12 protein-coding genes are annotated in these 15518 nt (G+C 45.4%); all 12 read right to left on the reverse strand.

What is annotated here, in order from left to right:
• Nucleotides 1-1029 (reverse strand): TraU family protein, encoded by a 1029-nt coding sequence (locus NH454_RS18495; RefSeq protein ID WP_011788503.1) that lies wholly within the window; start codon nt 1027-1029, stop codon nt 1-3.
• Nucleotides 1013-2137, reverse strand: a complete 1125-nt coding sequence (locus tag NH454_RS18500; RefSeq protein WP_253039928.1) for a TrbC family F-type conjugative pilus assembly protein — start codon at nt 2135-2137, stop codon at nt 1013-1015. Before NH454_RS18500 ends, NH454_RS18495 begins: the two co-directional genes overlap by 17 nt.
• 10 nt (nt 2138-2147) lie before the next feature.
• Nucleotides 2148-2660: a S26 family signal peptidase gene (locus NH454_RS18505; RefSeq protein WP_188708039.1), complete on the reverse strand. Its 513-nt coding sequence runs from the start codon at nt 2658-2660 to the stop codon at nt 2148-2150.
• Nucleotides 2644-2991 carry a plasmid-related protein gene (locus NH454_RS18510; RefSeq protein ID WP_071701358.1) on the reverse strand — a complete coding sequence of 116 codons (348 nt, stop codon included), beginning with the start codon at nt 2989-2991 and terminating at the stop codon, nt 2644-2646. Before NH454_RS18510 ends, NH454_RS18505 begins: the two co-directional genes overlap by 17 nt.
• The gene (traC, locus tag NH454_RS18515; protein WP_253039921.1) at nt 2984-5386 is read right to left on the reverse strand and encodes a type IV secretion system protein TraC; all 2403 of its coding nucleotides are present in this window, start codon (nt 5384-5386) and stop codon (nt 2984-2986) included. The genes NH454_RS18510 and traC overlap by 8 nt, the downstream gene beginning before the upstream one ends.
• Nucleotides 5386-6078 carry a DsbC family protein gene (locus tag NH454_RS18520; protein ID WP_022614418.1) on the reverse strand — a complete coding sequence of 231 codons (693 nt, stop codon included), beginning with the start codon at nt 6076-6078 and terminating at the stop codon, nt 5386-5388. Before NH454_RS18520 ends, traC begins: the two co-directional genes overlap by 1 nt.
• Before the next feature lie 144 nt (nt 6079-6222).
• Complete coding sequence (locus tag NH454_RS18525; RefSeq protein ID WP_122067052.1) at nt 6223-7668, reverse strand: sigma 54-interacting transcriptional regulator; 1446 nt, start codon at nt 7666-7668, stop codon at nt 6223-6225.
• 2 nt (nt 7669-7670) lie between these two features.
• Complete coding sequence (locus NH454_RS18530; protein ID WP_122067051.1) at nt 7671-9203, reverse strand: phospholipase D-like domain-containing protein; 1533 nt, start codon at nt 9201-9203, stop codon at nt 7671-7673.
• Nucleotides 9204-9215: 12 nt separating this feature from the next.
• The gene (locus NH454_RS18535; protein WP_122067050.1) at nt 9216-10325 is read right to left on the reverse strand and encodes a hypothetical protein; all 1110 of its coding nucleotides are present in this window, start codon (nt 10323-10325) and stop codon (nt 9216-9218) included.
• The gene (locus tag NH454_RS18540; protein ID WP_253039923.1) at nt 10322-13051 is read right to left on the reverse strand and encodes a DEAD/DEAH box helicase; all 2730 of its coding nucleotides are present in this window, start codon (nt 13049-13051) and stop codon (nt 10322-10324) included. The genes NH454_RS18535 and NH454_RS18540 overlap by 4 nt, the downstream gene beginning before the upstream one ends.
• 578 nt (nt 13052-13629) lie before the next feature.
• Entirely contained in the window at nt 13630-14568 is a 939-nt protein-coding gene (locus NH454_RS18545) for a nucleotidyl transferase AbiEii/AbiGii toxin family protein (RefSeq protein ID WP_169631892.1), read from the reverse strand.
• On the reverse strand, nt 14561-15352 hold the full coding sequence (locus tag NH454_RS18550; RefSeq protein ID WP_169631891.1) for a type IV toxin-antitoxin system AbiEi family antitoxin: 792 nt from the start codon (nt 15350-15352) through the stop codon (nt 14561-14563). The genes NH454_RS18545 and NH454_RS18550 overlap by 8 nt, the downstream gene beginning before the upstream one ends.
• Nucleotides 15353-15518 lie beyond the last annotated feature (166 nt).

The following is a 15518-nucleotide window of genomic DNA, read 5'->3' on the forward strand; positions in this document are numbered from 1 at the left end:
TTAACCTCCCGAGTTACAGCAGTCTTGCCAGCGCCACAAAATGTAGAGCGCATCTTCACCGGCACCGGGGATCGTTCGCCACTCTCCCCATTTCATGGTGCTTTCACCGATGACATGCGCACTTTCAGTTTCCGGTACAGGGAAGAACATACTCATCTTGTATTGGGATTTCGGCAGCATGGGTTCGATAACAGGTCGGCATAGCGCACTGTTCCCCATTGTTCGCCTTGCAAGACCACGCCTGTGTTGAGCCGCGATTGCTCGCGCTGCTAAATGGCTGGTGTTTTCTGCTAATGAGCCAAAGGCTAAGGTGTGGCCAGATAAGGGATAGAGATGGCCCCAACTGCCAGCACACCAAAACAACTGATCGATGGGTTTACCAAGCGTTGATGAGGCAGCGTCAGCGGTACAAGCAGATATAGCCAATGGATTGGCAACGGCAGCAGCTTCAGGCTGAGTAAAAAAGGCCAGTTCATCGTTCATCCATGTGGGGTCCAATTCGGACAAATACATCAAGTCAAAGTCCATGTAACCATCGGCATTGCAATTGCCATCCATGAACAAATCGAGCATGACCAAAAGCGGAAAGGCGTAATAATGGTAATGGTAGAAAGCGAGATCACCGGTATCGTATTCACCCTCGCCATGACCACCTTGCAGCCGCCTATCACCTAACGGTAAACGAATCCCTCCCAGGGAAGGCGAGCAACCCGGCGTTCTGACCAGTTCAATTAAACGCGCTGGCTCCCACATGCTGGTAACAATACCTGGCCTTGGCACGCCTAAGTTATCTTCACATAAGCAAAATGACTTGTTTGATGCGCCGCTTGGGACACTGCCAGAGCCAAGAGGAAGACCCGCAACTCGGATAGGAAAAATGCATGACCAGCAAACATCCGTCAGCAACTTACCCGACAATAAACCCGCGTCTGGGCAGGTCAGTTCGGCTTTTGCAGGAATAGATGCGCCAAGGACAAACATGACAATGAGAGTCCGCAACAGACGATACGTATTATTGAGCTTTTTCATGAACAAGCTCCTTTGCTGGAATTTCTTCTATTTCAAACGCGAGCCCCTTTGCTTGAACAAACGATGGGGTGACTTGCAGATCAAAGCGCTGCTTTAGCGAGGCATTGAGAAGGTAAACCGGACTATCCAATGTCTTTTCGAGCGCATTGAGGCGATTCCAGCCTTGGGCACGGTCGAGCTGCGTGGTGATAAGCGTAATGCGGCGCAGTGTCCTATCTTGCGTCTCAAGCCAATGCGCTACTGCGTCCACTTCTTCAGCGTTCGACGCATTAAACACCACAAGCTGCTGAGTAAACGGCAAGGCTTTTAGCGGGTTAATACGCGTTCCTGCTGGGATCAATGTTCGGCCACTGGCATCCAATAGTGACCGCTGCATGACGATGGTTGGATCAACCATTCTTATCCGATACTGCGTGGCTTTGGGTAACTCAGTGAAAGTTTGGCGAGACCAGAATCGCTCAATGGCTTTTTTCTTTAACGCGCCCAAGTCAATCGACTGTAAACGCTGCATCGCCACTTGCATCAAATCCGGTTCTAAAATGGAATGAATCGGACCACGTTGACCCAATGAACCGGTATTGCCTGTTTCAATTTGACGTTGCAACCAGTCCTTGCTGTATACCCCTAGTGCACTTGCAGTCACCTTGTCATCTTCTATGCGGAAAATGGCAGGCACGCTAGTCACCCGCCAGTGCACAAAAGCTTTCGGATCGATTCGAACCTGAGGAACAGGCTCAAGCCCCGTCATCAGCGTATGCCAATCACGGATAGCCGCCCCCAAGGTCTTTCCTTCAGGAATTCCCCGAAACAACACAATAGCGCCGGTAGCACTGGCCTCTTTAAATAGCTGCTTCAGCGACGAATCCCCCAGTGAGGACGACGCAAATATCAACCATTCATCGCTGTGTTTGAGCGACGCAGGTTGTTCAATCGGTGAAAAAGGCTCGATAAATTCAGATGAACCATCCACAGCACTTTGTAAAATGCTGCGGCTCATTTCGACGATCTTGTTGTCTTCGTCAGACAACGGATAAGGCTCTTGTGCCCAGGACACTTGAACCCAAGACAATGGAGCAACCAACAAAAATAAGAGACATAGTCTTTGCATCATCTACCTCCTACCAAAGCGGCCAAGCGCGACCGACAATCTGCTCGCGCTTAACGGCATTCCAATAGCGGGAGTCGAAACTCGTTGCAGCCTCGCCGGAAAACCAATATTCGTTTTCTTGCAGCGTCAATGAGCGGCTAAATTGTGATTCGGCCACACCAAGACGCTGGGCTAATGCCATGCCGGTAGAGACTTCAGCACCGTTCACCAGCACATGCTCAGGCGTCACATTGACTTCATCCCCAGGCATCCCTGTTAGGCGTTTCAGCATCCGAGTACCGTCGTTATATAACGGAGCGAGTCCTTTTGAGTGGAAGGCATACAAACCATCCTTAACGGGCTCTTTATTCCATAGGTCAATCAGATACACCGTGGTATCAGGCAGGCAGCGCTCTTGCTGGGTATCAATACCTATTCGGTAGCGCATCATGGCGTAGGTGCCTACCAAGGCCATGATTAACGCAAGAACAGTCAACCGGATGAGGTATGGCCGCCAAGGCATTCTTTTACGGAGTATCTGCATGAGACACCTCCTTTGAGCCTACTGGCACAAATACGGAATCATCAGCACCCACCACCGCTTGGGCATCCAGCACGATAAAACCGGCTTTTTTTAACTTTTCAATTTGCTGATTGGTCTGAAGCAACCTGGACTCGATGTCTTGTTCGCTGGCATTGGGGCCCAGTGACAACACCGCCTCCCCAAAATCCACGACTGCAATGGGCGTACTTAACGCCAACTGGCTGTGGATGGGTTCGAGTGTTTTCATTAAAAGCCAGCTGGTCATTAAACCGCTACCAGCAATAGACAAAGTAATAGAGGCCATAAATGGCCAAAGCGTGGTCTTATTCATCAAAGCCTCGCTCCTTCAACAACTGAGAGATGGCATCAGCAACAGAAAGGCCTTTGCGCGTTAACTGTTTAATCGCGTTTACATCTTCTGCACGGGACGAGTACAACAGCTTGTGAAACGGATCGACGATGAGGCGGCCAATCCCGGTGCCCATCTCGGTAATAAAGAAAATTTCGGAATAGACACCAGTGACGGTATGAACCGTTTTCAGGTATTCATAGCCGCCTTCACCTAGTGGCAAGCGGCCTTCTTTTTTGAGCGCGTTGATGGTTTCAGCTTTTTGGCCAAGCAGGTACATATTGGCCGAGTTTTCAGCGATGGCTTTACCTGTTGGGCTGTCATACAAATCGTTGACCGACTGCGTTACCGTTACAGCACTGCCGCCATATTTTCGAAATCGACGGTAACCGGTTTCGATGAACTTACCGACATCACCTTGAGTCAGCAGATCCCAAGCTTCGTCAATGAACACAATCTTGCGACGATCCCGCTCACCTAAGTACATCTCTTGTTGGATTTGGTAGATAAGCTGAAGCAACACTACTTGTTGTAGGTGCTTGCGTCCCTTGAGCTCTTCTAACTCCAAAACGGTGAAACGGTTTTTGAAGCGAATATTGTTGTGGCCATTAAAGAAGCGGCCATATTCGCCTTGTGTCGTAAACGGATAGAGCTGCTCACCCACGTCTTGCACACGACGGTCATCGTGATTTTTTAAAGCCTCTGCCACATCATCAACCAACATAGCACGACCTTTTTTCTCCCACAGTTCACGAGTCTGACGTTTTAGGTTGGCCATCTGAAAATCAGTTAATGACTGCGTAGGTGCGGCCATTGCGGCCAATAGCCCAACCAGCACATCCGCTTCTTCGTCATAGTCCTCAACGATTTCAAACGGATTCAAGCAAATGCCACTGTCTCGCCCGAACTGTAAGAACTCACCGTCATAGACTTCACACAGCTTTTCATAAGAGCGGCCAACATCAATCACCCAGCATTGCCCGCCTTCTGATAAGTAGGAAGAGATGATTTCGTTCACCAGGAATGACTTACCCGATCCCGATTGCGCCGCGATGCAACAATTGTAATTACTGCCAGAGTCATAAAGGGACACACTCATGATCTGGCCATTACGGGAAACAAAGTTAATCACTGGCGTGCCCGTGCCTTTCCAATCCGCAAACAAAGGCAACAGAGGGATCACATGCCGTGTCGCCATGGTCTTGAATCGAAACAAGTCGTTCATCGCCTGGCGGTCAGCACCAAATGGCAGGGCATTCAGAAAAATGGGCAAACAGAAGTACTTGTCTTCCATCAGCTCAAATCCGAGTTCTTTGAAATAAGTTCGAGCATTTGAAACAGAGCTGATGGACGCCTCTTCCGTTGGGGAAAACAGCGTTAAGGTCATATTTGCCCGAATAGGACGATCACCTTCTTGCAAGGCTTCAAAAAGAACATCAAACCCCTTTTTCTTGGCTGCAAGCACCGGCACAAACTTGAGCATCGGGCCATAGGCCTGATTGACCGCCCATTGACGCTTCGTCTCTAGACGAGATCTCATCGCCTCGGCTGAGGGAAAGTGAATGGTGACATTCAGCAAAAAGCTTCCGCGTAAACCGCGACTACCCGTCATCATATCGCCCGCAAAACTTGCGGCATGACCAAACCAGATCCGCTCAGGCAAGCGCTTAAATGATAAGGTTTTAACTCGGTAATCGCCCAGCATCAGACCTTGGCTATCCACCTTGATAGCTCGGTCATAATCCAACACTTGCTCTCGAAGTGGTTTATCAGCCTCACTGCGGATTGGTGATGGATTACGCCAGGAAGCACCTTTTCCCCAGTTAAGCTGCGCACTTAATGCTGCGAGCCAGTTTCGGTCAGTCATTTCAGTGACGCGAAAACCAACCGTTGCCAGCGCTTGCGAGAAAGAAGCCCTAAGCGCGGATGCTCGACTCAACTCACGCTCCGTCGGTATAGGACTTTCCAAAGGCAATTTGCAAGTGACGATCAGTTGAAAGTTGCGTACCTGAGTCTGGGTTGATTCTTCTATCGGTTGAACCGTGCCCCCATCGAGGAAGTCCGCACGTTTGCGTATCGACGCCCTGAGCAATGGATCGGATTGACGATGCCGTAAGCCCATCATGCGCTGAAGGTCGGTTTGAATATCAGGCGAGGCGTACAGGCCAAATTGCAGCAAAGTGTCTTTTGGCCAGTCGTTGTTGAGTAGAACATTAACCCTGTCTGCAACAGACTCATCACCACCGGGCAAGGGGTCACATAGAAAACCAAAGCCAACACTTTGGTCTTCCATGAAAAACAGTTGCTCATCGTCGGAATAGGCCAATACAGGCAATAGCTCTGAAGCGCGTTGCCCTGAATACAGAGAGGCTTTCATTAACGCCCCTCCAACCAAGCAGAAAGATCATAAGGACGGCCTCGGCTGATGCGACCATCATTGGCGACAATGAAAGGCACACCTTGAATGCCCAGGATTTGAGCCGTCACCAAAGTACGCTGCATTGGTTCTAAGTTGCAGGCATCATCCTGTTCTAGGTTACCAATCCGGCCATTGAGCAATGCATCGGTGGCCGATTTTTTGTCACGCGCACAGCCAAGCTGGCGAACCTGACGCTCTGAATCAGGACCAAGCACTGGCACAGGGAGAATTTGGAAGGTGTATTCTTTGGTTAACGGTAAGGCTTGTTTCAAAAGCTCATGGCAGTGCGGGCATCGTGGATCAACAAAGACCACCACTTTCTTTTTGCCTTCGCCCAGCGTCAGTGGGTTCAAATCATCCATTTTTAAGCCAAGACGACTTAAGTCCAGCGTGTTTCCCGCTTCTCGAATTTCTTCAAGGCTGGTAAGCGGCTTTTTGGACCAGGCATCATAGAGCGTGCCATCAATGACGAACCGGCCACTGTCTGACATGAAAACAATACGGCCATTGCTTTCGACCGCTTTCATACCCGTGACAGGTAAAGAAACCATGCCGTCAATTTTGCCAACGGGCGACACTTCAGACACAGGTTCAGCTTGAACCAAAGGAGAAAGCGCAAGCGCCAGAATAATTGGAGATAGTTTTCGCATGAGGAGTCCTCGTTAATGTAAATCGAGGCTCCAGTCTATGCAGTTGTCCTATGTGGACTCGGTTAGATAGATTGAAGAATTTGTCGTCTTGCTAAGCAGCACCAACACCAAATCTTAATGAAAGCAATCACGCACTAAAATAAATCAATTGTCTCTCATATACTTTTGCAGAGTTTTTTGATCCACTTTCAATGCTTCTGCGGCTTTAACCCATGTCCCGAATTGCTTTTTGGCAGCTGTTGCAAATTCCTTATGAAACGCTTTCGTTAACTCATCCTTAGTTGTCTTGGATAAATCACCAAATGCAAACCTTGTGTCAGGACTATCCCCTTGGATAGCAGGCTCGCCCAACGAAGCTAATGAGCTAGAGATTGCCGACTCTGTAGTTTGGGAGCTCAAAAACGCACAAGACATGTATGCTAGCTTTTTGAGGTCACGTAAGTTACCTGGTAAATATGCCGAGTTAAAAAACTGGATTAATTCATTTGATACTGGAGCTTCCGCAGGCAGATTGGGGTTAACATTAACTTCCTGCCAGATTCTTTGCCAATCGGACAATATATCTTCTCTGCATGCCCGAAGTGGAGGTATTGTTATTGTCAGCATGGATACACGATCAAAGAAATCAGCATCGAGTATCGCTGCCAATTGCTCAAGTGATTTATTACTCGCGCAAACTAGCTCAAAGTCAGATGCTTCCTCAGTGTCACTTCCAACAGGGCGAAAACTGTGATGGTTATCTTGAAGCACTCGAACCAGCTTTCGCTGAACCGAAGTTGGTAAATCTTGAATCTCATCCAAAAACAAAACTTTTCCATTTGCTTCTTTCAAAAGTCCATTGCGATCCTTTTCCGCCCCAGTGAAGGCACCTTTTACGTGGCCAAACAACATACTATCAACCACTTGAGAATCTAGTCCTCCACATGCAAGCGTAACAACCTGCTTTTGCTTTACCTTACCGACAACGGTTTCAATTAGCCTCGTTTTCCCTGTACCACGTTCACCCAGTACAAGTAACGGAGCTTTGGGAACACAAGAGAACTGCTTTAACGTTTGTAATGCATCCTGCCTTGCTTTTGATTTAGGGTCTAAATCGTAAAGGGCGTAACCGCCCTCTGAACTTGAAATAGCAGAGATCTCTGCCAAATACGTATTTACACTGAAATCAACTTTGGCAATGCTGGTTCTTTTGGTATCGGGGTTATATTGTGATGACCAGAGGATTGTTTCGCGTGGAAAATGCCCCCGAGCATGAAGAATCAACCAAACCGCATGCATCGCCGGAGTTCCCGGCGATACATTGATATGAAGATTCTGTTCAAGCTTTAGCTCTGGAATAATCTCAGACTCTATTGCGTGATAAATTTCGTTGTGATCAGCTGGGTTCTCGATAGCTACAGTTCGAAAGGTAATCTGTATATCGCCAAATTCATGCTCTTTGTACAGACTGTTATCACCAGCTGACTGAGTAAGAACAATGACTTTGCCAACATAAACTTTACGATTCTTAAGCCGCTTTAACGCTTCGTCTAATACCTCAACCCCAGCTCTTTTTGAGTGCCAACAAAGCAGTGTATTTTTGTTATCCAAAGTTACGCCTCCAATACAATTCGGGCGTTTGGCAATTCACTTTGCTTCAGCCTTTTTGCCATGGCAAGTTCGTATTCTTGACGAACTGTAATAGCTAACTGTTTTTTTGTCAGTCGAACAACCTTTGGCTCATAACTTTTTCTAGGCGCTCCTGAATCCTGCTTCTTAGAAGTTTCACCCTTAGCCGTTAAAGGTTTGAAATACTCTGGACTGGCGTTAGTGATAACTGGCGGCTCTATACGCCATTTATACTCAATCTTGTGCGATGTTTTTTCCCGCCAGTTTGCATTGGGTATTTTTGGTTGCTTATCCATATCAGACAAACAATCTGCTTTTATAGGAGATAACTCAACAATGTCTACTTCGCTGACTGAGTACCTCTTGAATGTATTATTTTCCCAAGCTTCAAAACCACCAGAAATCATCCCTAGACTCATATCGATGTTCAATTCATTGTGGCTATTAGTTAAAAACATATCTAAGCAGTTCATCAGCTCTTTTACCTGAGTACTGGTGAGTTTTACGCCTAACTCAAAGCCTTGATCCATACCATGCGCTTGAAAATTGGCCGACATCACCATGCCATGCATTCCATCTACTACAATCGCTTTGGCATGTAGCCATTTAAAACACGTCACCGATGCACCAGCCTGTTTCATAGCCAACAACGCTGGCATGGCTGCTGGTCTTTGGCGAGATAGAATGGTGACTTTTAGCCCCGACTTCGCACGTTCACATATTGCTTTTACAAGCTGATGGTCCTCTTGCCATCCAAAACTCGATATGATGAGTTCATTTTCCGCTTGATTGATCAACGCTAATGCGTGTTCCCTAATTCGAGCGTCTTCACTCGATGTGACCAGTATTTCAGTTAATTCCCTTGGATATCTGACATTGCCCGGCGACTTATATGCTGAGAATTCACCACGGCTTGTCATATGGTGCTGCGCACTCTCGAAGATTGCCCAACGGAACACATTCACGATCTCAGCTATTTGATGGCGTGAAAGCGCGACCCCCAGCTCTTCATTTCGTAAAAGTGCTTCTTCTGTAAGGTTTGCCGTTAAAAGCAACCCTTTAGCATTACCAGTTTCATGTAATGCGTCTATAACAACGGCTTTTGCGTGGAAATGCGGCGCAGATGCAAAGTGAACATGTCCAGACAATTTGTTTAACATTTCCTTATGCTGCACAAGACACTTCTTACCAAAGTCATCGTCAGGCACATCGCCATCAAGACGAGTCTCACATGCCAATAGTATGTACACACGAACTTTGCGCTTTGCAGCTTTTAGGACAGCAGATTCGACATTCTCATCAGCAAGCAAAAACGTACTAAGAATAACCGAGTGCTCAGCATTATCGATTAATTCGACAACTCTTGATTGCAGCTCATTGCAGAACAAAGAGCTACCAATATGTTGCGGATCAGATACCTTTTTAGGTAAAACAGGCAAAAGCACAGGGGGCAACTTGGTATTTGATTGATCAACAATCTTAGTTTCAGTCTTAGTAAACTTTTCAATTAGATTCATCACTATTATTCCTTATAGGTTCCAATCATGGGCTGCAATGACATGCCAGGTATGCTGATTTTGCTGGTCTTCTTCAGTCCAAAACTGATTTGCCAACTCAGCCCTATCAGGTAGTGTGAAATTCCAACTTTTAAAAGGTTCGAGTGCTTTTTCTCTCCAAAATTGGTACTTGCTATTAGTGGCATACATATTGATATTTTTCTCTAATCTCCATTCAGCCCACTTTTTAGCATCCAATTCAGTCAATGCTGATATAGAAATATTGTGTAACTTCATCGCATCAAACGAACCCAACTTGTGAACAGATGGTCTTTTTACGCTTACCGAGCGCTTCATATTGATTCGCTCAGATTCAGTAGTATTTTCGAAAACCACTGACAAGATTTCCGTTCGCTCATCCCATTGTTCAAGCAAGCCCTCACTATGCAGAAGTACTTTCAAAACTTGCTGACGACTGATTGGTTCAACCCGACGTGAAAATATAAGATCCTTTCCGCGCTTCACATCGACATTGCCATCAGTCACATTCCACTCGATGTAATACGGTTTTCCTTGAGGTGAGATGCGCTCACCTTTGAGTTCAATTTTGTCAACGCGTACTTCCGAACCTCCACCTATTGGTTCAACCTTCAGGCCACGAACGTCTTTGACTAGTTGAGGAACCTCAACGAGTCGCTTTGCTCTTTCATTTAGCTCATTTCTGTTTTTTCCAAGTCCGATCGACGCTGCACTAGGCTCTGTGTGCGCATCAATAGTAAGAAGTGGATGAGGCAATAAAGGCTCATGACAAACGCAAAGGCTCCAACACCCATCTTCTGGCACTAGGATTTGATCTTTCTCAAGAGCAATCAGTCCTGATTCAGTGAGCCTGTATTGGTCTCGATTAGACTCAGCAAGCCCATATAATCGACATATGTTTAGTAACCTATCAGCAACGACACGACGTCCGATTTTGTCCCCAAATAAATGCTCGGAGCACTCAGCAGAACTCGCATTCGGATTATCTTGAAGGAATTGCAGCACGCAGTTAATTTCTGGACGGCTATCTGCCAGCGCGATTTCACCCTGTATGATCCAACTTTCAGTCTTAATTTCTCGTTTTAGTATGATGTCCTGGCTCATAGTGCCTCCTGTGCTTCAGTCTCGATTGTTGTAGACCAGTAAGAATTGCTGGCAAAAGTACCTAACACACCCGATGCCTTTTGCATTGCAGTGCGGTTTCCGTACACAATGAGCTGATGCTTGGCCCTCGTAATTGCCACATTCAAGCGATTTGGGCTTTCAAGAAAACTCGTGGGATGGTTATTTGCGAAACTAAGCATGACAAAATCAGCCTCATGCCCCTGAAAACGGTCTACGGTACATATCTGAATATCAATATACGGTGAGGATTTTTCACCTCGATAGAAATGCCTTACTCCGTGATGACTTCCCGTCCACTTTCGTAAAGCTCGACGTATAGCTCGCTCTTGAGCCCGATAGAATGCCAAAACAGCTACTTCCCAAGGCTTTTGTTGGTTTTTCTCAACATTTGGGTTTGATTTTGCCCAAGAATCAAAGCGACTTAATTCTTTTAATATTTCTTCTACTTCAGCGGTGATTTCACCTTCTTTGCCTTTTCGACCTTTAACATCGTGCCATATACAACGATGTGAGCCGCTTCGGTATCCCCAGTCCCGCTTTTCAGCTTGGCCATCAGGACTTTGCAGTGCTTTTTCATGGTATATATGTACTCGGGAAAACTCGGCAATGTCTGGATGCATTCTGTGCTGGTAACTAAGCCGTATTTGTCGTTGTTCCAAAACACTGGCTGGAAGTCCATCAGACAGAGCGGTGCCTTGTTTCTGATACTCTGTTCGTTCAAATCCAACTTGCAGTGATTCAAGGATAGAAGGCAGTGCGATCCTACGTACCCTGTCTATTGCAGTGAACGTATCTTTTTCTGAGTCAAATGGTAGTAGCGCTTTGATATCTTCCTCTAACTTATTAACAGTTTTAGAACTTCCGTTAGATTCTGTATTTAGGCGCTGTTCGTACATACGAGCCAGTCGCCACGCTAACTGGGATTCCCAGCTATCGGACTCGGTCTTGATTTTTGTACGAGTTAATCTCGAATGCGCTGCAAGTCGCATTTCTAACTTTTCCGGTAACGCAGGCAGCCCCCTTATGGTCGTCAAATCCAGGGGAAGGTGATTAGCATTCTGAGCGATGAACGCTGACGAACCAAGGACTACTGATGCGTAAGGGAGATCTGTCTTCGGACCTTTAGATGATGCAACCAATACATTTTTGGACTTTGCTTGCTGATGATAAAATTCAATTGTCTTTTCATCGTCAGTGCAAACCAAGGATACTTCTCGTTTCTGAATATTGATTTGTCGAGCAGAGAAAATATCTGCGCATGCTTCTCGCTGATAACTATCCTGTAAACATGGCTGCAAATTTACTTCGGTAGCTTCATCATCAACATAAGGTGAAAGCTGTTTTGGATCTCCCACCATGATCCAACGCTTGGCAAGTACCGCTGGCACCAAAAACTCTTGAAAAGTTGTTTTTGATGCTTCATCAATAATCATCACATCGAAGATTGGCGATGTTGATTGTTTATTTTTGATATCAGGATGATGAAGCAACCCAATAGTTGTCCCGCAAACTAAATTCGCCGCTTCAAGAACAAGACGCTCAACAATATGTTTACCTTCACCGACCTTACTTTTAAGTAACTTCTGACTAACTGAAATGTGCGGTTGTTGCTGAAGATGTTTTAGCAATCTTGTGCGTTCAGTTTTAACAAACTCTTCCAATTGCCATGGCTTTGCCTTTTGAGAAACGCTTGATTTATCTCCAATCCGTACAGGTAACACCATGTCGCGATAAATATTTTCTTCAGACATCATTCGTTCAAGAACATTGTCAACAGCAACGTGTGTTGATGCACAAAGTAAGATCCGCTTACCTCGCTTTATTAATTGAAGAATCAGTTCGCAAATGGCTGTAGTTTTACCAGATCCTGGGGGGCCTTCAAGGAAGGCAAAGTCTGGTGTATTGAGTGCAATATTTACAAACTCACGCTGCTGAGATGTTCCCTCTCTTGCTCCATCGGTAAGAACGTAGTAGTCATGGTTAAATAAGTGCTCATCATAAGGAACATTCGGCCACTTAGCATGATCCTTACCTTCAAACAGCCTCAATAGCGGAAGATGGTGAATAGAAGGGGTGTCTTGTAAGCTTTGTAATGCATTAATCTGACACTTTAACTGGTATGTGTTTGGACGAATAACCAAATAGTCGTGGTCAGGTAAACGATCCAATAACAAGCTGTCATTCTCTACATTTCTGTCCAGGACTGAAATTGCGTTGGATTTATTGAATCCAACATTGCTTTGTGATTTCCCAGTCAAATGCCAACCATAACCGTCTGGACACTCATACGACGACAGCCCATTGCCTAATTCACTCGCAATTTCGTCCGCGTGTTCCTCAGTTGCATAAGCCATTTTAGGTTTACCGTGACTTCTACAATTTGGGCATTCTCTAGCGGCACTACCCACGGCTTTCCATCTAGCGGGGCTTGCTTCGTATACCGTGTCGGTACTTTCATCTAAAAAGAGCTTTAAGTTCTTTTCGAAATCACCGCAGTTATCGGCAGGCTCAACTAATTGTATCCATACTCCACTTTGAGCATCGTCCAGCTTTTCCCAAGCTATCGCTTTAACAGCCTTCGTACTTTCTAGGTACTTTCGAGTGGTGTCTAAATACTTATAAAAGTCACCAAGACCACTCACTGCTTTACTAAGCAGGATGTCTGGCCTGTGAATTCCTAAGTTTGCGTATCTTAATAACGCCATGTTTCGTCCTTTGATCGAATGAGTTGTTCATCCTAAATATCAAGCATCGTGCCAACAACCTTCGATTTAAAGGCCTCATTAATTGCGCACCATCGAACAGATAAAGGTTTTTATAGGAAGGTATTTTTCACACCCTCTGGGTAAATTTATAACCCATAAGTGCCATTTTGTACATCACATAACTCTCATGAAGCCAAGACAATGAAAAGAACCCAAACAACTTTACTTTGGCTACTTCTAATTGAAACGCCGTCATGATAAGCGGGTACGGGGTAGGATGACGCCCAAGCCTTCAGATATCTGGCCGCTTGGGCGTTTTTGTTGTTATAAGGAGCCCAGTAAAACAGCGCTGATTGCTGGAACGGTTGTGCCAATGACTTCTTGAGTGCTGGCAACGATAGGTAAGGTTGCAGACATAACACTTTTATCGCCTACAAGCGATGACAGAAGCGCCGTTGCTAGCCAACCGGTTTAGCTGAGCCCGTTTTTTTACACCTATGTGGACTCGGTTAGATAGATTGAAGAAATCGCAATCTAACTAGGGGGCTTATAGCTCGTTGAGGTTTGTTATAAACGAATTACTCGGCGTTTGCGTTAACAAGCCAATCATCAAGCACTTGCTTCAATTTATCTAATTGCTCTTGATGTTTTGCTTGATTCTTTGCCAATTTGTTAATGTTCTGCAACTTCCAACGAATCGCTGGCAAGTCTGCTGCATTAGGATAGTCAAACAATGCCCAATCAGGTTGCCCTCTTTTGAATGACATAAGGAAAGCATGATCCCTTTCTGTGAAATGTTTTTGTAGCGCCATTAACATCATAGGCCTAACAGAGGCTAAGTCTGCGCATTCAACTTTTTCAAAAGTCATTCCGTCAAATTCTGCCTGAAATTTCTCATTCAGAGGCTGCCAGTTTGGCGACATGACTTCATTAATAGGCCGAGGATGACTTAGTGTATAGGTTAAAAAGCCCACTAAAATCTCTCTCGAAATCCCTTCACTGCCAAGTAACATACGCACATCAAATAAGTCGCGAGGATGTTGGCGATCCATTGCAGCACACAATTTCCCACCATACAGATCGGGAAGACTGACTACCTGAATCTCAGCATAACCAAACTCGTCTTCAACAGACTCTTGAACTGGCATTATCTCTGCACTATGCAATGTACCTCTGGCGACGGGCGACACTTCAATTTTGATTGTCGCAACCGGACTTGATACAACGATTCTCAGTTCATCAGCTTTATTATCCTGAAATGCCGCTCGGATATCTGGTTGAGTATTTATTCTGTCTGTAATGCGCTGCAATGCAGCCCTGACATTAACCAAAGCCTCATCTCTTGGTTCAAGTGGAAGATAAGCAAGATCAATATCTACAGATAACCGAGGAAAATCTCTCACAAATAAATTAATAGCGGTGCCACCTTTAAGTGCAAAAACTGTCTCTGTTGCTACCACAGGAAGCATTCTTATGAGCAAGGAAACCTGTTTGTAATATGGGCTATCTTTATCCATTATGTTGTTCACCTTTTTTGACGCTTAATATCTCTGGCACTGTGATTTGATATCGCTCATCAAAACGTCCTTTTTCGACAACCTGCCGCTTTCCTGCACCCAATTTAATTCTTGTTTCATCTATGCGATTGACCCACTGGTGATCGTAGTACCGACCCAGAAATAGAAATATTCGGTTTGCCTGAACAGAGCTGCTTCGCTCAAGAATATCTTGTACTTTTCTAGGGCTTAGATTGACTAAACCCTGAAATAATTCTGCGACATGCTCAAATGAAATCAGCTTCCCAATCCCGTCTACCACTTCATAGGCAGCAAGTTCTGCACAGCTGACAGTGAGTTCTTTCTCTTTAACCGTGATCCTTTTCAAATCTTTCTCGGGATTCACTTCAAGCTTATGGTTTCCACAGTAAAACCAATTCTGATAAGGGAATTCACGAAACCATTTGGGTAAGGACGACTTGTTTTTAACGCAAATCCAAACTCGCTCTTTGTTCAGCTGTAAATAGTGACTCAGTCCCTGGTGAGTTAAGCTGCTCAATCCAGCCAAATGAACTGAAACGCCCAATTGCACATTTAATGCTTGAATGGCATCAACCCAAGTTGGCTTTATATCGCCCTGTGCATCTGGACGATAATACACGCCAGAACATAGCTTCTTTAGCCAACCGTTCTGTGCGTACTTTTGAGCCAAGGAATAGCTCACACCGTTTTCAGTCAGCCATTGCTGAAGTACTAGCGCACCAGGAGAAGTATGAGCAACAAGCCAGTTTATTTTAGATGACATTTTAACACCCAAGGTATGAATATCACGAACAGTATAAACCATCTAGTTTATTTTGACAGGGATTTTAATACTTTAGGCATTAATATACCAAATAATGTAAACCAAACCCGCTAATGCGGCGTTGTTGAAATGAAAAGGTCTACACAACATCACCAATAACCCGATG

The organism is Pseudoalteromonas sp. Ps84H-4 (assembly GCF_024124645.1).
GTDB classification, from domain to species: domain Bacteria; phylum Pseudomonadota; class Gammaproteobacteria; order Enterobacterales; family Alteromonadaceae; genus Pseudoalteromonas; species Pseudoalteromonas lipolytica_C.